Here is a 19,815-nt window from a genome sequence, read left to right as displayed (position 1 = left end):
TAAGTATAATGTCAAGAGTTTGTGACCTTACAGGTAAAAGAGCGATGGTAGGAAATAACGTTTCTCACGCTATGAACAAAACTAAGAGAAAGTTTTCTGTAAACTTAGTTAAAAAGCGTTTTTATCTTCCAGAAGAAGATAGATGGATTACTCTTAGAGTAGCAGCATCTACGATAAAAACAATTAATAAAAATGGAATCACTGCAGTTTTGAAAAAAGCGCAGTCAGAAGGATTTATCAAATAATCTTTTCCTAAATAAATATATAGCAAGATGGCAAAGAAAGGTAATAGAATCCAAGTAATTTTAGAATGTACTGAGCACAAGACTTCTGGTGTTCCAGGAACTTCTAGATATATTACAACTAAGAACAAAAAAAATACTCCAGACAGATTAGAGATTAAAAAATTTAATCCAATCTTAAAAAGAGTAACTGTTCACAAAGAAATTAAGTAATAATTAGAGATTTTGTAAATCTCAATGGTGGTTTGCCATTTGAGTTTTATAAAAACTTCAAATAACATTTGAATCATGGCAAAGAAAACCGTAGCATCGTTACAAACATCTTCTAAGAGATTATCAAAAGCCATCAAAATGGTAAAATCTCCTAAAACTGGTGCATATACATTCGTAGAATCTATTATGGCTCCTGAAGAAGTTGATGAATTCTTGAAAAAGAAATAATTACAATTACATTATATAGAAAAGCTACTTTCTTTCGGAAGTAGCTTTTTTATTACCTATATTTGTCTAAAAATTTAAAGAATCGTAACAATTGACCTTTTTTTGAAGAACAATTGCGCTTTCTTTAAAGATTTTGATTTCTTGTGTGAAAATCGAGAAATCTAGTAAATCTAAATAAGCTACAAAAAATGAGTTTTTTTAAAAAATTATTCTCTACCGAAAAAAAAGAGACTTTAGACAAAGGTCTCGAAAAAACGAAAACTACTTTTTTTTCGAAGTTAAGCAAAGCTGTTGCAGGGAAATCTAAAGTTGATGATGATGTTTTGGATAATCTGGAGGAAGTTCTTGTTGCTTCGGATGTTGGAGTAAATACCACTTTGAAAATTATTACTAGAATTGAAAAACGTGTTGCTGAGGACAAATATCTAGGAACAGAAGAGTTAAATCAGATTCTTCGTGATGAAATAGGGTCTCTATTGTCTGAAACCAATACAGGTGAAGCAACAGAATTTGAAATTCCAAAGGATAAAAAACCTTACGTTTTAATGGTTGTTGGAGTAAATGGTGTTGGAAAAACGACAACGATTGGTAAATTGGCATATCAGTTTAAAAAAGCTGGCCATAAAGTAGTTCTAGGTGCAGCAGATACTTTTCGTGCTGCAGCAATTGATCAGTTGCAAGTTTGGGCCGATCGTGTAAATGTTCCTATCGTTAGGCAAAATATGGGGAGTGATCCAGCTTCAGTAGCTTTTGATACATTGCAGTCTGCAGTAGCTCAAAATGCTGATGTGGTGATCATTGATACTGCAGGACGTCTTCATAACAAAATCAATCTAATGAATGAGCTGACAAAAGTAAAACGTGTAATGCAGAAAGTGGTTGCTGATGCACCTCACGATGTGCTTTTGGTTTTGGATGGTTCTACAGGACAAAATGCTTTTGAACAAGCAAAGCAATTTACAGCAGCAACAGAAGTTACTTCACTTGCAGTAACTAAATTGGACGGAACGGCAAAAGGTGGAGTTGTAATTGGTATTTCAGATCAATTTCAAATCCCAGTAAAATACATTGGTGTTGGCGAAGGCATTGAAGATTTGCAAGTCTTCAATAAATATGAATTTGTTGATAGCTTTTTTAAATAATTGATTGATGAAAAATATTTCGGCTTTAACTTTTTACTTTGCTAGCGTAATATGTTTTGTTTTGGCAAATGTTTTAAAAGATAATAATCTTTCAGTTTACTACATTTTGCTAGTGGCTGGAATAATTTTGTTCTTTTTAGGTATTCTTAAAAGGATAAAAACGAATCGCTAAAATCAGTAGCGTTATAAAAATAGTGAGCTTTTAAATACAAGTTTTTAATGACTTTATTTAAAAGCTCATTTTTATTCGTATAAAGAATTAATTTTCTCCCATAATGTTTTGTCAAAATCAGATAAAGCTAGATTTACGTTATCTGCCGCATCTCCCATTCTGATTACGACCATTTTCTTGCTTGGAATTATGTATATTTTTTGATCGTTTTTTCCTAAAGCCATAAACATATCAGTTGGTCCAGTCGGAATTATACTCCCTTGAAATGTCAGTTGCGATTGTGGTAAGTGATAAGATGATTTTCCGTTTAGCCACCATAAATAACCATATCCTAAGTTGATGTTTTGTGAAGTTATAGTAGCTTCATTAAAAAAAGCTTCGTTTAGAATGGTGTTGTTTTCCCACTTTCCTTTATTTAGCATTAGTAATCCGAACCGCGCCATGCTTCTTGTTGTGCTGGTATAAACGCTGTTTGGGCCAAGTTGAACCCAAGTTCCATTCATGCCGATTTTGTCTCTTAATTTGGTATTAAAGTAGTTTTCCCAAGTTTGTTTGCTTGCTTTAGCTACAACATCTTGAAGTTTTACATAAACATTATGGTAAGCCCATCTTTTTCCCGCGTCATCTTTATAGATCAAATTTTCTGGATTTACTTCTTCTGTAGTGTCGTCAAGACCGGAAGTCATCGTTAATAAATGTTTGCAGGTAATTTGATTTTCTTGTGTGGACGTTTCGCTTGTCCATCCCATTCCAAGGTAATCAGAAACTTTATTGTTGATGTTTAGAAGTCCTTCTTGCTGTGCAATTCCGGTTACTGTTGAAGTTAGTGTTTTTCCTGCGCTTGCCCAATACCAATTTGTTGTAACTGTGTGATTGTTGAAATAGTTTTCTAAAACAATGCGCCCGTTTACTAAAATGATAAACGATTTTGATTTTTTAAGTTCAAGGTAATCTAAAAGAGGCTGTACTGCATTTTGATTCCATTTGAGATCAGAAATAGATTTTGTTTCCCATGCTGTTCCTGTTAATGGTGGGAAATACATTGTTTCTTGGGGAGTAGGAATAGGATCTGGGGCGACAGTATCTTTGCTGCACGCGCTTAAGGATAGCAGTACCATTATTATGCAAATAATTCTGTTCATGGTTTTTTTGTTTTTGGTTTTGGGGTTTGACCAAAAATAGACAAAATGGTTTAATGTGATAAAGTTTAATTTTGATTTTTGCTATTTATAAAGAATCCCCGTCCTTATGAAGTTTCCATTTTGTACCGTCCATGTAAACAATGTAAGTTGCTTGGATTTGGGTAATTTTATTGGCGTCTGTTGAGAAATCTTCCCAAAGTTGTGTTTGAATCTCTTTAGGTTTTATTAAACGAACGGATTTTTCTCTGTATTTTCCTTCTGCATAAAAGTATTTTCCATTTGCTGGTTCATCGAAGGAATTGATGCAAGACCATTCAAATTTGATTGCTTTAATCGTTTTCTTGCTTCGATTTTTAAATACAATTTGGATGTCTTTATGTTCAGAATATGGATTTTTTACAATTGTAGCTTTTAAAATTTTTATATCAGTATTTGATAAAGTACTCTTTTTTGTGGAATCATTTTGATTGAGAAAATTACTGTCTTTCTGTGTGTGACTGGTTTTGTTTTTGTTTGTAATGAGATTATCATCTGCTTTTTTAGGATTGCTGCAGTTTACAAATAAAACAATGGTAATTAAAAAGAATGTTGTCTTCACTTTTTTGGTTTAGAGTTGTTGGTTTTTTATTATAGAATGTTAGGTGAGAAATAGGGTAAAATTCAATATAAGATTGATTAAGAATTGACTTTAAAGGTTTTTATACTATTAGAATAAGGTATTTTTATTCTTTAAATAATTAATTGCGGAAACTATTTCTTTTGATGATTATAAGATTATCTTTGTAGTCCTAGAATTTTTTTTTGAAAACGGAAACCTTTGCCCTGATGGGTGCGGCATCCTTTTGTTTCGTTTTTCGAACGAAACAAAAGATACAGCGGAAAGCAGGAATTGGCTTCTAATTCTTCGACTTCATTCAGATTAAAAAGAATAAATTTTAATACTTTGTTTATGAAAAACACTTTCATGGTTTTGTTTTGTTCACTTTTATTTGTGAGCTGCAAACAGGAAATTAAACCGGCAGATATTGCTAAATTGAATGGCTATTGGGAAATTGAAAAAGTTGTTTTTGAGAAAGGTGAGGAGAAAGAATATAAAATGAATGAGACTTTTGATTTTTTTCAAATTAAGAATAATAAAGGAGTTCGAACGAAAGTGATGCCACAGTTTGACGGAACGTTTTTGACAACGGATACGTTTGAGAATGTAACAGTGCGTTTTGCTGGAGAGCAGGTGTTTTTAGATTATAAAACGAATTATACGAAATGGAGCGAAGAAATTATTTCGCTTTCTGACGACAAATTAGTGGTTAAGAATCCGCAAAAAATAGAGTATCATTATAAAAAAGCTGGACCAGTAAACTTATTGAACGATGGCGAAAAGACTAAATGACGAAAGTACTATTAGTGCTGTTTTACAGCAGATTATTCAAGTGAACAAATTGCAGCCTGGCATGGATCAAATTGATGTTCGAGATGCTTGGAAAAATCTTATGGGAAGCGGTGTCAATACCTATACCCGAAATGTTGTGCTAAAAGGCAGTACTCTTTATGTAGAATTAGGTTCGTCTGTTTTGCGCGAAGAATTAACGCACGGGAAATATAAAATCGTGAAAATGATTAATGAAGAATTAGGCCGTGAGGTTGTGAAGGATGTGGTGCTTCGCTGATTTTAGATTTTAGATTTTAGATTTTAGATTTTAGATTTTAGATTTTAGATTTTAGATTTTAGATTTTAGATTTTTCCTATAAAAAAATCCATTTGCCTTGGCAAATGGATTTTTTTGTTTTGACAATTAAGTTCAGCAATCTAAAATCTGAACTCAAAAATCATAAATTAAAACTGCTCTCTTCCTGCAAAGTGGAATGCACTCTCGATAGCAGCGTTTTCGTCGCTATCAGATCCGTGAACTGCATTTTCTCCGATTGAAGTAGCGTATGCTTTACGAATAGTTCCTTCAGCAGCTTCAGCTGGATTTGTAGCTCCAATTAAAGTTCTGAAATCTTCTACTGCGTTGTCTTTTTCTAAAATAGCAGCAACAATTGGTCCGCGAGACATAAATTCAACTAATTCTCCGTAGAATGGTCTTTCTGCGTGAACTGCGTAAAATGCTTTAGCATCAGCTACAGTTAATTGAGTTAATTTTAATGAAACGATTTTGAAACCACCATTAGTGATCATTGCTAAGATATTCCCGATGTGTCCGTTTGCAACAGCATCTGGTTTAATCATTGTAAAAGTTCTATTTGTTGCCATTTTATATTTTATTAAATTTTGTGCAAAAGTATACTTTTTTTGTGAATTGATTTTAATAAATTCATAATTTAAACACTTTAGAATGATGTTTTGAGCAAGAAAAAATGTTTTTAAACCATATAAGTCATATAAGTTCATTTAAAAAAAGTGCAAAATAGTTTTGTGTTGCAAAATTAAATGAGCTTATAGGACTTATAGTGGAAAAGTTATACTTTAAATATCAGTTTGTTTTTGTAGAATATCCACAAAATAAATGTCCAAATGGCAACATAAGTTAATGCACCAGCCAAAGAGGCTGTCATTGCGTTGCTGAAAAATGGTGCAATTCCAAAACGATATAAATAATCTAAAAGATTAATTTGTTCTCCAGAAAGCGATGGATTCTGAAAACGAATCATTACTAAAGCTTGCGGAATAATCTGCGAGGCAAAGAAAACAATCATTGGGTTTACTCCCCAAATCACGAATAATTTGAAGCCTTTTTTGTATTCTTTTATGTCAATTATGTAATATAAAACGGTTAAGCATACCGTTGCCAAACCAGTGGTGTATAAAACGTAACTGCTTGTCCAGATTGATTTGTTTATTGGGAAAACTAAATCCCAAATTAATCCGAAAAAGATAAGTGCAGTACCAATTCGCCCCATTGTGAAAGCTTTTTGAATTTTGCTTACATTAAGCAATAAAATCTGTCCAATAAATAAACCGATAATTCCGTTTACAATTGAAGGCAATGTGCTTAGAATTCCTTCGGGATCCCATGTATTGGTTTCATGATACATGTGTCCTTTTAGGAGAATGCTGTCAACCCAAGCAGCTAGGTTGGTACCTCGATCTAAATTAGCTTCGCCAAAACCTGGTACTGGAATTAAGGTCATAACTGCCCAATAGGCTAATAGTAAAACGGCTCCCGTAATGATTTGAGTTTTTCGCGATGTTTTTAAATGCAAAAGTGAAACGACAAAATAAACTACTGCAATACGTTGCAAAACTCCAGGAAGTCGAACATCTTGATAGCTTTCAAATCCGCCGTAGGCTAAAATGAGATAAATGGCTAATATGCCAAATGCGAAAACATTTTTTAGTCGAGTGCTGAAGTTGCCCATTAAGGCATAGCCAACAGCAAAAGTGATAATTAATCTTGCGATAAGGAGCGGAATTCCGTCTAAGCCAAAAAGTTGAATTTTTCCGAAGAAGTTAAAGAAAATCCCTAAGCAGAACATTCTTAAAGAACGAATTAGGATTTTATTGAATGTGGTTTCGTTGTACTTTTTATCTGGCATTGCAAGCGGCACTGCAACTCCCATTATAAAAATGAAAAACGGAAAAACAAGATCGGTTGGTGTGCAGCCATTCCAATGCGCGTGTAAAAGCGGCGGATAAACATTTCCCCAATCACCGGGATTGTTTACAATAGTCATCAATAGAATAGTCAGTCCGCGAAAGACATCAAGCGAAATTAGGCGTTCTCTTACCATTAGGTTAGTTCGTTAATAGGTTATAAAATATAATTCTATTTGGTTTGAGAGAGTGATAATCTAGTAAATGAGCTGGTTATTTGTTCCTAGATTATCACTTATAATTTCTAAAGATAAATATTTTAGATGATTATGATGTCAAAATTATGTTCTAGAGGTTTTAATTTTTGAATTAAAAGCGGAATCAATTGTTCTCCTCTTTCTAAATAAAATTCAGAAAAGTTGGCTTGACGTTCTTGAAGACTGTTGTTCGGGAATAATTCGCATTGCAAATCTGTAACACGTTCCAATTGATCTGCCAGTTTTCTTTTTTGCGCTTTTAGTAAACGCTTTTCTAGATTTTCCAGACCTTTCTTTTGTTTCACTTCTTGCGCTTTTACCGCTCCAGAGAAAGATTTATCGGTCTTTTCGGCCAATTCGAAAAGATAGGCAAATTGTTTTTCAAGAGCTTCTCTTTGAGGAGTTAAATCAATTGGAAATGGAGAAAGCTTATGAGTTATTTCGTTAACCAAATTCTCTGATTTGCTGAATAAATCTTTCCAAGTTAAGTTTAAATTATCGGCTTTTTTAACCTGTTTTTCGGTTGCTAAAAGAACAGAATTTCGAACCAATAATATCGGGAAGGTAATATTTACGGCTTCAAAGAAAGCTTTTAATTCTAACCAATACGCAATTTCTCCGCCTCCGCCAATGTAACAAAGGTTTGGAAGAATAATTTCCTGATACAGGGGACGCATAATCACATTTGGACTGAATTTTTCAGGATTGTTTTCTAGTAATTTGAAAATTTCCTCTTTTGAAAATGAGATTTTAGTGTTGTTGACCACGTATTTATCATTTTCAAAAATGATTCTTTCTCTTAATTTATCTTCGATGTAGAACAGATTAATCTCACGAGGATTTACTTGAACCGTATAAGCAGAAAGTTCTTCAATAGATTTTTGAACTTTTTTAAACGAAGTCTGATTTTCTAATTCTTCTTTTATAAATGGAATAAAAGCACGTTTTAAATCGGCATCGTCTGCATCTATAATTACTAAGCCATAACTTGCGAAAAGTGCATTGGCTAAATAACGAGTTGCATCGGCTAGATTTTCGTGTTTTAGATAAGCATCTTCGAAAAGTTTTTTAAGTGCATTTGCATTGGTGCTCGAGCCTAATTCTTGCGAATAAATTTCAAATAGATCTTCTAAACCTTCAGTTGAAAGTCTTCCGACAGGACCAGTGCTTTCAGCATTCCAACGAATTTTTTTTCCTTTAAAATTAAAATAATTAATTTCTTCAAAATCATGATCCTCGGTAGCCATCCAATAAACAGGAACAAAATTGTAGGATGGATATTTCGACTTTAATTCTTTAGTTAAATTAATTGTAGAAATGATTTTATATAAAAAATACAGTGGTCCGCTAAATAGATTCAGCTGATGTCCAGTTGTAATGGTAAATGTATTTTCTAGTGCTAAAAGCGAGATATTTTGTTTGGTTAAATCTGAAGCTTCAATGTTTTGATATTGTTTTTGCAATGTTGCAACCAATACAGTTCGGTTGTTATGATCAAAATTGGCTGATTTCTCAGCTATTTGTTTTTCGAAATTTTCTAGGTTTGGAAAATTATTGTACAGCGGTTTTAACTCTGGTTTTTGGTCTAAGTAATCTTGCATTAATTTAGAGAAATATCCAGAAGATTGAAAGCTGATACAGTCGGTAGGCATAATTTTAGGTTTATTTTTGATAGCTGTAAATTTAATGAAAATATACAGTTAAAAACGCTATTAACAATTGCTTAAGAATTGATTTTTGATTTTTGCTTTAAAACGCCTAAAATCAAGTTTTTATTATTGAGTGAAATTCGTTGTTTTTAAATGGAAAATATATTGAATTTGTTAAAAAATAGGTACTGTTGTAAAACTAATTTGTCTATCGATGAATTATTAACAATGAAACTATATTTTTGTAATCAAAAAAAAGTTATATCTATTTTACATGAAGACTATCCCCAATAAAAAGAACTCTTTAAAACACGTTCTTTTTGGAAGCCTTATTGGCACCACAATCGAATTTTTTGATTTCTATATTTATGCCAATGCTGCCGTATTGGTTTTTCCTCAATTATTTTTTCCTAGTTCAGATTCTACAATGGCGACTCTGGAATCTTTAGCCACTTTTTCTATTGCCTTTTTATCGCGTCCGCTAGGTTCTGCTTTTTTTGGGCATTATGGAGATAAGATTGGTCGTAAGTTTACGCTTGTTGCCGCTTTATTGACTATGGGAATTTCGACAGTAACAATTGGATTTTTACCAAGTTATGAGAGTATTGGCGTAGCTGCGCCATTATTATTAATGCTTTGCCGATTTGGACAAGGCGTTGGTTTAGGAGGCGAGTGGGGAGGAGCTGTTTTATTGGCGATAGAAAATGCACCGCCAAACAAACGCGCTTGGTACGGAATGTTTCCGCAATTAGGCGCTCCAATTGGATTGTTGCTTTCTGGAGGAACTTTCTTGCTGTTGACAGATTCTATGAGCAATGAAGATTTTATGAGATATGGATGGAGAATTCCCTTTATTGCGAGCGCACTTTTGGTTATAGTTGGGTTTTATATTAGAACTAAAATTACCGAAACACCTTCGTTTGAAAATGCTAAAAAACACGAAGAAGAGGTAAAAGTGCCATTTTTAGAATTGGTGAAATCGTATAAAAATCAATTGATTTTTGGAACATTTGCGGCAATCACAACATTCTTGGTTTTCTATTTAATGACTGTATTTACACTAAGTTGGGCAACTTCAGATTTAGGAATTGTTAAGCGTGACGGACTATTGATACAACTATTCTCTGTGTTGTTTTTTGCGATTTTCATCCCCGTTTCGGCTGTAGTAGCAGATAAAATTGGTCGTCGTAAAATGCTTATTGCAGCGACTGCAGCGATTGCGGTTTTCGGGTTTTTCTTCTCATACTTTTTAAGTGAAGGAAATATTATTCAGGTTGCCATTTTTGCTTGTATCGGAATGTCTTTGATGGGCTTTACGTACGGACCTTTGGGAACTTTTTTATCCGAATTATTTCCGACGAATGTTCGTTACTCTGGAGCTTCACTAACTTTTAATATGGCTGGAATTCTAGGAGCGGCTTTTGCACCGATGATTGCAATTTGGTTGGCTAAGACCTACGATGTTAGCTACGTAGGTTACTATTTAATTGCTGCGGCATTGATCTCTTTAGTTTCATTTTTGGCTATTAGCAAAGACGAGCATAAATTTTAAATAAGCTTCGTTTTAAAATATTTAAAAGCAGTAATGTAAAAAATTACTGCTTTTTTTTGTTTGTTTAAAAAGTATTTAGATATTTGTCTAAATATATAAATGCAATGAATGACATTTTTAAAGCATTAAATGATGCAACGAGAAGAGAGATTCTGGATCTTTTAAAGCAGAAAGATATGTCGGCAGGTGAAATTGCGGACGCTTTTAATATTTCTAAACCAAGTATTTCGCATCATTTAGATATTTTAAAACGAGCCGATTTAATTACATCAGAAAAAAACGGGCAATTCATCATTTACTCCATCAATACCACCATAATGGAAGATGTTTTGCAATGGATACTAACCTTTAAACAATAAAAAATGAATTTAGAATTTAAAAAAGAGCTTCCTTTAATCGGAATTGTTTTGATTCCTTTTATTTATTTGGCAATAATTTGGAACACACTTCCTGAAAGAGTTCCTATGCATTGGAATTACAAAGGCGAAATTGATAAATGGGGAGATAAGTTTAGCTTAATATTTCTACTTTTTATGCTTCCAGTTTTAATGTACGGTTTAATGACTGCTGCGTCGAAAATTGATCCGAAGAAAAGAATATCATTAATGGGAAGGAAGTTTTATCAGCTGAAATTTTTCTTGGTTTTATTTATGTCAGTGCTGGCTTCATTCATTATTTATATAACTAAAAATCAATCTTTTTCTAGTCCTGGTTTAATGTATGCAGCAGTTGGAGTACTGTTAATCATATTTGGGAACTATTTTAAAGTTATTCAACCCAATTATTTTATAGGAATTCGTACTCCATGGACGTTAGAAAATCAACAAGTTTGGAAAGCGACACATGCTTTTGCTGGAAAATTATGGCTTGCAGGTGGTTTTGCAATACTATTAGGCGGGTTGATATTTTCGGGATTTAATTTTTCTAAAATTTTTGTTGGCATAGGAATTACTATTGCTATTGTTCCCATGATTTATTCTTATTTTAAATTTAAAAGCCTAGAAAAAAGAAGGTAATCTTTAACTAATTAATCACTAAAATGAAAAAAATAATACTTTTTGTACTTTTACTTTTTAGCTTTTTAAATTCGTTCGCACAAGATATTTCAGGAGCTTGGAATGGCGTTCTCAAACTTTCAAACAATCAATTAAGAGTTGTTTTTAATATTACTAAAACACAAGACGGGTATACTTCTACGACAGATAGTCCAGATCAAGGAGCAAAAGGAATTCCAGTTCAATCTACTACTTTTGAAAATTCGGTATTAAAATTAAATATGCCTGTTTTAGGTGGTTCTTACGAAGGAAAATTGAATGCTGATAATGTTTTTATTGGAAAAATAACTCAAAACGGACATACTTTAGATCTTAATTTATCAAAAGGGAATGCTGAAATTTTGAGACCTCAGGAGCCTAAAGAGCCATTTTCTTATTATACAGAGGAGGTGAAGTTTGAAAATAAGACAGATCACTTAACTCTAGCAGGAACTTTATCTTTACCTAAAAAAGAAGGTAATTTTCCAGCCGTAATTTTAATTACTGGAAGTGGAGCACAGAATCGAGATGAAGAGGCATTAGGACATAAACCCTTTTTAGTTTTAGCAGATTATCTTACCAAAAAAGGAATTGCTGTTTTGCGTTTCGATGATCGAGGTTTTGGTGCATCTACAGGTGACTTTAAAAGTGCTACGACGATGGATTTTGTTAAAGATGTACAGTCTGCAGTTGACTATTTGAAAACTAGAAAGGAAATTGATAAAAATAAAATTGGACTAATTGGGCATAGCGAAGGAGGAATAATAGCGCCAATTGTTGCTGGAAAATCTAAAGATATTGCATTTATTATTTTAATGGCAGGAACGGGAGTCCGTGGAGATAAATTGCTTCTTATGCAAAAGGAACATATCGAAAGACAAATGGGAGTTTCTGAAGAAGAAGTAAAAAAAGGACAGGAAACTTATAAAGAAATTTATAAGCTTGTAATTTCTAGTTCTGTAAATGATGAAAAGCTTCATAAAAATATCAAGGACATTTTTAAATCTAAACTTAGTTTAAATGAAGAAAAAGCAACTGTTTACACCGTTCAGGTTATAAATCCGTGGATGTATGATTTCTTAAAACTCGATCCGGAGCCTTTTTTAGAAAAAGTAAAATGCCCAGTTTTAGCGATTAATGGAAGTAAAGATTTACAAGTTCCCGCAGAAGAAAATCTTCAGGGTATTCAAAAGGCTTTGACTAAAGGAGGAAATAAAAAGACAACAATTAAAGAATTACCCAATTTGAATCATTTATTTCAAGAATGTAAAACAGGATTACCAACAGAATATGGAGTAATTGAGCAAACAATATCTCCTACAGCATTAGAAGAAATGTCTAGCTGGGTTTTGTTGCAAACAAAGTAAAATGATCTAAAAACGCAAAGATTTATGTGATTCAAAAAATGTTTTTTGAGCATAAATCTTTGCGTTTTATTTTTACCTTTTTAAAGAAAAATGACCTCGAAATTCTTTTCCATCAAAACGAACTGCTGTAAACCAATAATCTGATGCGGGCTCCTGATTGCCCAGATAAGTCCCGTTCCAAGAGGTATTTAGTGCCAATTCTTTAATTAATTTTCCATAACGATTAAAAATTCTAATAGACGAATTAGGAGCTAGATAATCGGGATCAATTGTCCAAGTATCATTAAAACCATCACCATTTGGCGTAAAGAATTTTGGATATGGAAGTTCATTTACTAAATTAATACAATCCTTAGAAGTTGCTTCTAAAATAGTGATTGTAACTGGAATTCTGTCACTTTCGCAAGTGTTAATTGTTTGAGAAGCAAAATAAGTGATTCCGTTCTCAAGCAAAGTAGATTCAGATAAATTATTGGTCGAAGAAGAACTTTCATACCATTTGATATCCCGTCCATCAATTGCAATATCATTAATTTTTGCATTTTTCTGACTGCAGAATTGTTGTGGAGAATCTGCACTTGGAATTTGGTTGTCTAGTATTTTTACAGTAATTGTCATTCTTTCGCTTTCACAATTGTTTTGTGTTTGCGAAACATAATAAATTCCAGTACGCAATAAATCGGTTTCTTGTAAAGCATTTCCATTTACTGTGGCATCATACCATTTAAGAGCACTTCCAGTTATTCTTAAATCTTCAATTGTTGCAAGTTCATCAATGCAAAATTGTCGATTATTACTTCCTGTTGGTAAAGGAGTATTATAAACATGAACTAAAATAGGTATCCTATCACTTTCGCATCCGATAGTTTGAGAAACATAATAAGTTCTGTTGTTTTCTAATAAAGTTGTATTCGGCAATGTTGATGCAGACATCATGGTATCAAACCATTTGATATTTTGTCCTGTTACTTGAATATCATTAAGCGTTTTATTTTCTTTTTTACAGAATGATTGTTCTGGAGTGCCAATTGGAACAGTTGGTGTATTCACAATTGAGGCAGTAATGCCAAATCTTGGGCTTTCACAATCATTTATTGTTTGAGAAGCGTAATAGGTTTTGCCATCTTGTAGCACTGTAGTTTCAGATAATAAAGACCCATTTGTTGGCGCATCGTACCATTTTATAGAAGTTCCTGTAATTTCAATATTGGCAATTGTCGGATTTTGTGCTGTACAAAAGGGTTGGTTTGCGTTTGCTGTTGGAACCAAAATATTTTGAATATTAACTAAAACAGCTGCTCTTTCGCTTTCACATCCGTTTACAGTTTGAGACGCATAATAAGTTACTCCATTTTGAAGTGGAGTGTTATTAGGTAAAAGCGTTCCAGCTGTTTGTGCGTCGTACCATTTTATATTTTGACCAGTAATTAGAATGCTTCCTAAAGTTGCATTCTGTTGGGTGCAGAATTTTTGTGGAGAATTTGCAATTGCCAAAGGCTGACTAGAGATTATAACAGTTTGATTTTGTGTTGAATTATTTCCATTTCCATCATTATAATTCCATACAATCGTGTAAGTTCCAGGTAAACTATAGGAAAGTGGATTTGTTGTGACACCAGTAATTTGCCCTGCACAATCATCAGTAGCCGTTGGAATTATAGTTATTGTAGTATTACAATCTCCTGTTATGGTTGGAAGAGTTGCTAAATTAGGAATTGGAGGTAAATTATCTCCAACTAGAACGTTGACTTTTTTAATGCCATCAAAATCACCGGTTCCTGTAATTAAACAGCTGTATTCGCCACCATTATTTACATCTACATTTGTAATCGTTGGGTTCTGCTCGGTAGATGTAAAGCCATTTGGCCCGCTCCATAAATAATTGGTTCCTCCCGTAGCTTTCAATTCTAATTTCTGGCCAATACAGATAGGTGAATTGCTAGAAACACTGGAGTTTGACTGATAATCTCTGAATTTAACTAAAAAGGCATCGCCAGTATTAGGCTGATAGGTGTTTCTGTCGGGGTAAAGGTTTTCTTGAAAAGTTCCAGTAGTAGCAATATTTGTTTTACTATTTGTAAGTCCAGCTAAGTAAATATTAGAGCTGTTGTCAACGTAAGTTAAAAGTGCATTATCAGCCATCTCACCACCAAAATAGGTTGCCCATTCTCTTTGCCCATCGGTATTGAATTTTACTAAGTAAGACTCAGTTCCAGGATTTTTGACTTCTTGAAAAACATTGTTAGTTGATGTAAAACCATTTTCTGCCCTTCCTGTAAAATAAATATAGCCACTATTAGAAACAGATCCACCTAGAGTTTCTGGGAAAAAATAAGAGCCCCATGTTTTTTTTCCGTTAGGATCAAATTTAAAGATGCATCCGCTGCCATAGTTTTGTGAATTTTGAATGTAAATTTCTTGAAACACGTTCGGTGTACTAATATTGCTGACACTATTAGTTCTTCCAAAACAATAAATATTTTGGTTTGCATCTAAACCTAAATTAAAGAAATAATCGTTATTTTCTCCACCAAAATATGTTCCCCATAAACGATTTCCATCAGAAGTGAATTTAGTTAAAAAACCATCATCTTTTACGTTTGTTTCTTGATGAGAATTTTGTGTCGCTATATTGTTACTGCTTCGTGAAAATCCAAGAAAAATAATATTCCCATCTGAGTCAAATTCAGAATCATTTATAACATCTAAATTGCTGCCTCCATAATATGTTGCCCATTGGCGTATTCCATTAAAATCAAATTTCACTATAAAGCCATCACTTGTATCATCAATTTGATTACCTGCTGTGCTTTGATGTGATCCACTGGTAGAAATATTATTTTTACTAGATGTTTCGCCAGAAATATAAAAGTTTTCATTGTTGTCGATTATAATACTGTTTACAGCATCATTTAATAGACCTCCGTAATATGTTCCCCATATTCGCACACCATCTGAATCAAATTTTGCAATAAATCCATCAAAAGAGCCACTTTTGACAGGTTGATGAACTTGCGAGGTTGAAATATTTGTTGTGCTTAAAGTTTTACCAGCAATAAAAATATTGTTATTATTTGAAACTTTAATTTTTAAAATTTGATCAGTGCTGTTTCCTCCGTAATAGGTACTCCACACCTTACTACCGTTAGCATTAAATTTGGTAAAAAAAGCATCATAGTCAATTCCTACAATTAGCGATGTTTGAAAAGATCCAGTAGAGGCAATATTATTCTTACTGTAAGTAACTCCGGCCATATAAGCAAAATCATCTTTTGCAAAAATCGAAGAAGCATAATCATATTCTTCGCCTCCAAAATAAGTCCCCCAAAGTCTAGTCGGTACGGGATCTATAACGACAGTCTTTCCAGCTAAAAAGTTTGCAGAGCGAAATCCATAAACATTCTTTTTTATTTTTTGATATCCAACAATAATCTCTTTTTTGTGCCCTTTCTCTTCAATCCAACTTGCGGGAAGTGTTTCTTCCATCTTTCCAAAACGAACATTCATTTGGATTTTGTTATCAACCAAATTGGTTTCGGCACCATTAAATTTTAATTGAATATCAGAGATTTTTCCTTTTGGATGAATAACAAAATTATATTCAACCGTTTTTTGCGGATCTTTAGGAATTGTAAATAAGACATCAATGTTTGGATAGATGTTTTTATAAGTAATCTGTTTGTATTGATGTACTTCCAGAACTCCTTCTGGTTTGTTTGGAATGTTATAGTAATTGTCAAAATCAGATGATTTTTGTTCCGTAATTAATTCAACTTTAGGATTGGAATTCACAAAATCAATATCAACTCTATGAAATTTATATTCTATATTAAATTCTTCTTTTTGCTCATTGCCTTTTTCCGGAGTTAAATAAGGAAGAGTTTTTGCTGTTGTAGAACTAGTTATAGGTGTCTTTTTTATTTCATATACATCATAAGAAAATCCATTTTTCTTTAACTGAACATTTAAACCATTTGAACTCAATAAGTATTTTACAGCATTATTTTGTTTGCCATTTTGATCTAGAATCTGTCCTTTATTCTCTTTAAATCCAATAGATTGATTTTGATTCTGAGAAATCAGTTGGGCCGTAATCAATAAAAATAGAAAAAGTAATTTTTGTTTCATTAAAGAAAATTTAGTCGCTTCAAATGTAATTAAATATCTACAAAACCAAATTAAAAAGTTAGCAGCTTAGTGAATAAAATCTTTTCATTAAAAAGTCCACAATAACCCGTATTTTTGCAAAAAAATAAATCCCTTTTGAAAACGAAACTTTTTGTAATTACGCCGCCTTTTACCCAACTGAATACGCCGTATCCGGCAACGGCGTATATAAAAGGTTTTTTAAATACTAAAAATATTGAATCGGTTCAGGCAGATTTGGGTATTGATGTGATTTTGGAATTGTTTTCGAAAAAAGGACTTATTGATTTGTTTGAAGTGTCAAGTTCTAAGTTTCAAGTTGATTCTGAAATCTCAGATAATTCTAAACGTATTTTTGCTCTTCAAGTCGAATACATCAAAACAATCGATTCTGTAATTCAGTTTTTGCAAGGAAAAAATCCAACTCTGGCTTTGCAGATTTGTCAGGAAGATTTCTTGCCAGAAGCTTCTCGTTTTGCACAATTGGAAGAACTCGATTGGGCCTTTGGAACAATGGGAACTCAGGATAAAGCAAAACATTTGGCAACTTTATATTTGGAAGACATTTCCGATTTTATTGTAGAATGTGTTGACGAAAATTTTGGTTTTAGCCGATATGCCGAACGTTTAGGACGAAGTGCCAATTCTTTTGATGAATTGTACGAAGCTTTACAGCAAGGACCAACTTATGTCGATTCGATTTTAATTTCGCTTTTAAAAGCTAAAATTGAAGTTGTAAAACCAACTTTGTTTCTAATTTCTGTTCCCTTTCCAGGGAATTTATATAGTGCTTTCAGATGTGCGCAATGGGTAAAAGAAAATCATCCTGAAATAAAGATTTCAATGGGCGGAGGTTTTCCAAATACCGAATTGCGTTCGCTTTCGGATAAACGTGTTTTTGAGTTTTTCGATTTTATCACTTTAGATGATGGAGAAGTTCCAATAGAGGAATTGATTTTCCATTTAGAAAACCCAAACTCTGATTCTTTCAAGAGAACATTTTTACTAGAAAAAGGAGAAGTTGTTTACAAAAACAATTCGCTAAAACACGATTACAAACAATCGCAAGTTGGAACTCCAGATTATTCAGATTTACCTTTGGATAAATACATTTCGGTAATCGAAATTGTAAATCCAATGCATAGAATGTGGAGCGATGGAAGATGGAACAAACTCACAATGGCCCATGGCTGTTATTGGGGAAAATGTACTTTCTGTGATATTTCTTTGGATTATATAAAAGTCTACGAACCTGTTGCGGCAAGTTTGCTTTGTGATCGAATGGAAGAATTGATCGAAAAAACAGGTCAAAACGGATTCCATTTTGTTGATGAAGCCGCGCCGCCAGCTTTAATGCGTGCCGTAGCACTTGAAATTTTAAAAAGGAAATTGGCTGTAACTTGGTGGACGAACATTCGTTTTGAGAAAAGTTTTTCAAAAGATTTATGTTTGTTGCTGAAAGCCTCGGGTTGTATTGCCGTTTCTGGTGGTTTAGAAGTAGCTTCAGATCGATTACTGAAATTGATTGATAAAGGCGTTACAGTAGAGCAAGTGGCAAAAGTAACCCGAAATTTTACCGAAGCAGGCATTATGGTCCATGCATATTTAATGTACGGATATCCGACGCAAACTATTCAGGAAACGGTTGATAGTTTAGAAATGGTTCGACAATTGTTTGAAGCTGGAGTTTTGCAATCTGGATTTTGGCATCAATTTGCTTTGACAGCTCATAGTCCAGTCGGATTGTATCCAGAGCAATTTGGTGTGACCAAAAAAACAGAAGCGATTGGAACTTTTGCGAATAATGATATAGAATACACAGATTCTACAGGAATCAATCACGATAAATTTAGTTTCGGATTAAAGAAATCACTTTTCAATTTCATGCACGGAATCTGTTTTGATTATGAGTTGCAAGATTGGTTCGATTTTAAAATTCCGAAAACAAAAATTCATCCCGATTTTATTTTTAATGCTTTAGAAGAACAAAATGATTTCAATACAAAACCAAATGCAAAAGTGGTTTGGTTGGGCGGAAAACCTTCAGCATCAATCTTTACAAAATCAAAAAAAGGAAGAAGTTGGGAAATGATGTCGCTAACTTTTCACGACAAAAAAGAAAGTTTCGATATTCAAACGAGTAAAGAAGAAGGCGAGTGGCTTGTCTCGATTCTGTCAAAAATAGCCGTTTCGGGTTCTAAAAATTACACTTTTCAAGAAGTCAAAAATGATTTTGAAACTTCATTAGAAGATTTTGAATTGTTTTGGTATTCTAAACCAGTGAATACTTTGCGTGAATTTGGATTGTTAGTGCTTTAATATTCAATACATTCTCCGTCATTCGGAATAGAAGTTTTAGTCAAAAGACCATGATCTGAAAGTGCAGTTCTTAGTTGCAGTCTCGTTGTCGGACAATGATTTAAAGCTTCTAAGTGATTGGCTAGAACTTTTCCTGGGGCAAGAGTTGTAAATTTCAAAATATCATCCATTCGCATTAACAAAGGTTGCCCTATATCTAATCTTGCAGTTCCGCAAGCAACAACAGAAATATCTGGTTTAAATTGCGTGAGAACTTTTTCAACGTGTTCTGTAAAAATAGTATCAGAACTAATGTAAACTGATTTTTGATCGGCTAATTCTATAAGAAAACCCATTACATTTCCCATCAATTTAGCAATAAAACCATAACCGTGAATAGCAGGAATTCCAGTAATTTTTCCGTCTAGAAACTTTTGCGGTTCCCAATATTCTAAAGTCTGAATTACACTTAATCCTCTTTGAATCAAAGCTTTTTCATCTTTAGAACTGCAAATAACGGGAATGCTTTTTCTTCTTAAAAAAACCTCGCCCGCTTTGTCAATATGATCTGGATGCAAATGCGTAATCAAGCAATGCGTAACACGACTTAATATGTCACGACTGTTTTTTGGCAACGCTACTAGCGGATTTCTTTTCGGTTTGTATCTGAAAATAGTAAAAGGAGGAATTGTTTTTCTTTTACCTAACATTGGGTCAATTAAAATGACATGCTTTTCTGTTTCAATTACCAAGGAGGCATTTCGCAAATGATGTAATTTCATATCCAAGAAAATTAGATATTAAAAATACAAAGTTTTTCGAAAATGAGTTTACAGAT

18 protein-coding genes are annotated in these 19,815 nt (G+C 33.2%); 11 read left to right on the top strand and 7 right to left on the bottom strand.

Annotated features, from left to right (window positions below):
* The first annotated feature begins 8 nt into the window (after positions 1–8).
* The 4 genes from rpmB to ftsY all read left to right on the top strand — a co-directional run bounded on the left by rpmB (position 9) and on the right by ftsY (position 1,825).
* Entirely contained in the window at positions 9–245 is a 237-nt protein-coding gene (rpmB, locus tag ABTV69_RS22895; RefSeq protein WP_008468080.1) for a 50S ribosomal protein L28, read from the top strand.
* Positions 246–272: 27 nt separating this feature from the next.
* Positions 273–455 carry a 50S ribosomal protein L33 gene (gene rpmG / locus ABTV69_RS22890; protein WP_008253902.1) on the top strand — a complete coding sequence of 61 codons (183 nt, stop codon included), beginning with the start codon at positions 273–275 and terminating at the stop codon, positions 453–455.
* Positions 456–530: 75 nt separating this feature from the next.
* On the top strand, positions 531–683 hold the full coding sequence (locus ABTV69_RS22885; protein WP_008468081.1) for a DUF4295 domain-containing protein: 153 nt from the start codon (positions 531–533) through the stop codon (positions 681–683).
* Between the two features lie 188 nt (positions 684–871).
* On the top strand, positions 872–1,825 hold the full coding sequence (gene ftsY, locus ABTV69_RS22880) for a signal recognition particle-docking protein FtsY (RefSeq protein WP_433833018.1): 954 nt from the start codon (positions 872–874) through the stop codon (positions 1,823–1,825).
* 243 nt (positions 1,826–2,068) lie between these two features.
* Here ftsY and ABTV69_RS22875 read toward each other — a convergent pair whose 3' ends face one another.
* Together ABTV69_RS22875 and ABTV69_RS22870 are read right to left on the bottom strand one after the other, a co-directional pair.
* Entirely contained in the window at positions 2,069–3,139 is a 1,071-nt protein-coding gene (locus ABTV69_RS22875) for a serine hydrolase domain-containing protein (RefSeq protein WP_433833016.1), read from the bottom strand.
* Between the two features lie 85 nt (positions 3,140–3,224).
* Complete coding sequence (locus ABTV69_RS22870; RefSeq protein WP_433833014.1) at positions 3,225–3,737, bottom strand: hypothetical protein; 513 nt, start codon at positions 3,735–3,737, stop codon at positions 3,225–3,227.
* A gap of 351 nt (positions 3,738–4,088) precedes the next feature.
* On the opposite strand from ABTV69_RS22870, the gene ABTV69_RS22865 reads away from it, so the two are divergent.
* Together ABTV69_RS22865 and ABTV69_RS22860 are read left to right on the top strand one after the other, a co-directional pair.
* Positions 4,089–4,529, top strand: coding sequence for a lipocalin family protein (locus ABTV69_RS22865; protein ID WP_433833012.1), 441 nt, complete (start codon positions 4,089–4,091; stop codon positions 4,527–4,529).
* Complete coding sequence (locus ABTV69_RS22860; RefSeq protein WP_433833010.1) at positions 4,510–4,806, top strand: DUF721 domain-containing protein; 297 nt, start codon at positions 4,510–4,512, stop codon at positions 4,804–4,806. The genes ABTV69_RS22865 and ABTV69_RS22860 overlap by 20 nt, the downstream gene beginning before the upstream one ends.
* A 167-nt stretch (positions 4,807–4,973) precedes the next feature.
* Here ABTV69_RS22860 and ABTV69_RS22855 read toward each other — a convergent pair whose 3' ends face one another.
* The 3 genes from ABTV69_RS22855 to bshC all read right to left on the bottom strand — a co-directional run bounded on the left by ABTV69_RS22855 (position 4,974) and on the right by bshC (position 8,583).
* Complete coding sequence (locus tag ABTV69_RS22855; RefSeq protein ID WP_012026941.1) at positions 4,974–5,393, bottom strand: nucleoside-diphosphate kinase; 420 nt, start codon at positions 5,391–5,393, stop codon at positions 4,974–4,976.
* Between the two features lie 206 nt (positions 5,394–5,599).
* Entirely contained in the window at positions 5,600–6,871 is a 1,272-nt protein-coding gene (locus tag ABTV69_RS22850; protein ID WP_433833008.1) for an acyltransferase family protein, read from the bottom strand.
* A gap of 122 nt (positions 6,872–6,993) precedes the next feature.
* Entirely contained in the window at positions 6,994–8,583 is a 1,590-nt protein-coding gene (bshC, locus tag ABTV69_RS22845) for a bacillithiol biosynthesis cysteine-adding enzyme BshC (protein WP_433833006.1), read from the bottom strand.
* Positions 8,584–8,854: 271 nt separating this feature from the next.
* Between bshC and ABTV69_RS22840 the strand changes: the two genes are divergently transcribed.
* The 4 genes from ABTV69_RS22840 (at position 8,855) to ABTV69_RS22825 (ending at position 12,533) form a co-directional block, all read left to right on the top strand.
* On the top strand, positions 8,855–10,132 hold the full coding sequence (locus tag ABTV69_RS22840; RefSeq protein WP_433833004.1) for an MFS transporter: 1,278 nt from the start codon (positions 8,855–8,857) through the stop codon (positions 10,130–10,132).
* Positions 10,133–10,236: 104 nt separating this feature from the next.
* Positions 10,237–10,491 carry an autorepressor SdpR family transcription factor gene (locus ABTV69_RS22835; RefSeq protein WP_111378348.1) on the top strand — a complete coding sequence of 85 codons (255 nt, stop codon included), beginning with the start codon at positions 10,237–10,239 and terminating at the stop codon, positions 10,489–10,491.
* Positions 10,492–10,494: 3 nt separating this feature from the next.
* Positions 10,495–11,148, top strand: coding sequence for an SdpI family protein (locus ABTV69_RS22830; RefSeq protein WP_433833002.1), 654 nt, complete (start codon positions 10,495–10,497; stop codon positions 11,146–11,148).
* A gap of 23 nt (positions 11,149–11,171) precedes the next feature.
* Complete coding sequence (locus ABTV69_RS22825) at positions 11,172–12,533, top strand: alpha/beta hydrolase family protein (protein ID WP_433833000.1); 1,362 nt, start codon at positions 11,172–11,174, stop codon at positions 12,531–12,533.
* Positions 12,534–12,605: 72 nt separating this feature from the next.
* On the opposite strand, the gene ABTV69_RS22820 is transcribed toward ABTV69_RS22825, so the two are convergent.
* A complete protein-coding gene (locus ABTV69_RS22820; RefSeq protein ID WP_433832998.1) occupies positions 12,606–16,661 on the bottom strand; it encodes a T9SS type B sorting domain-containing protein in 4,056 nt (1,351 codons plus the stop codon).
* 135 nt (positions 16,662–16,796) lie between these two features.
* Between ABTV69_RS22820 and ABTV69_RS22815 the strand changes: the two genes are divergently transcribed.
* The gene (locus ABTV69_RS22815; protein ID WP_433832996.1) at positions 16,797–18,998 is read left to right on the top strand and encodes a B12-binding domain-containing radical SAM protein; all 2,202 of its coding nucleotides are present in this window, start codon (positions 16,797–16,799) and stop codon (positions 18,996–18,998) included.
* Here ABTV69_RS22815 and ABTV69_RS22810 read toward each other — a convergent pair.
* Complete coding sequence (locus ABTV69_RS22810) at positions 18,995–19,759, bottom strand: MBL fold metallo-hydrolase (protein WP_433832994.1); 765 nt, start codon at positions 19,757–19,759, stop codon at positions 18,995–18,997. The genes ABTV69_RS22815 and ABTV69_RS22810 overlap by 4 nt on opposite strands.
* Positions 19,760–19,815 lie beyond the last annotated feature (56 nt).

This window comes from Flavobacterium anhuiense, assembly GCF_050990855.1.
In the GTDB taxonomy this organism is placed as follows: domain Bacteria; phylum Bacteroidota; class Bacteroidia; order Flavobacteriales; family Flavobacteriaceae; genus Flavobacterium; species Flavobacterium anhuiense_C.
Note: the sequence above shows the minus strand (reverse complement) of the source record. Positions and strands in the feature narration are given on the sequence as shown.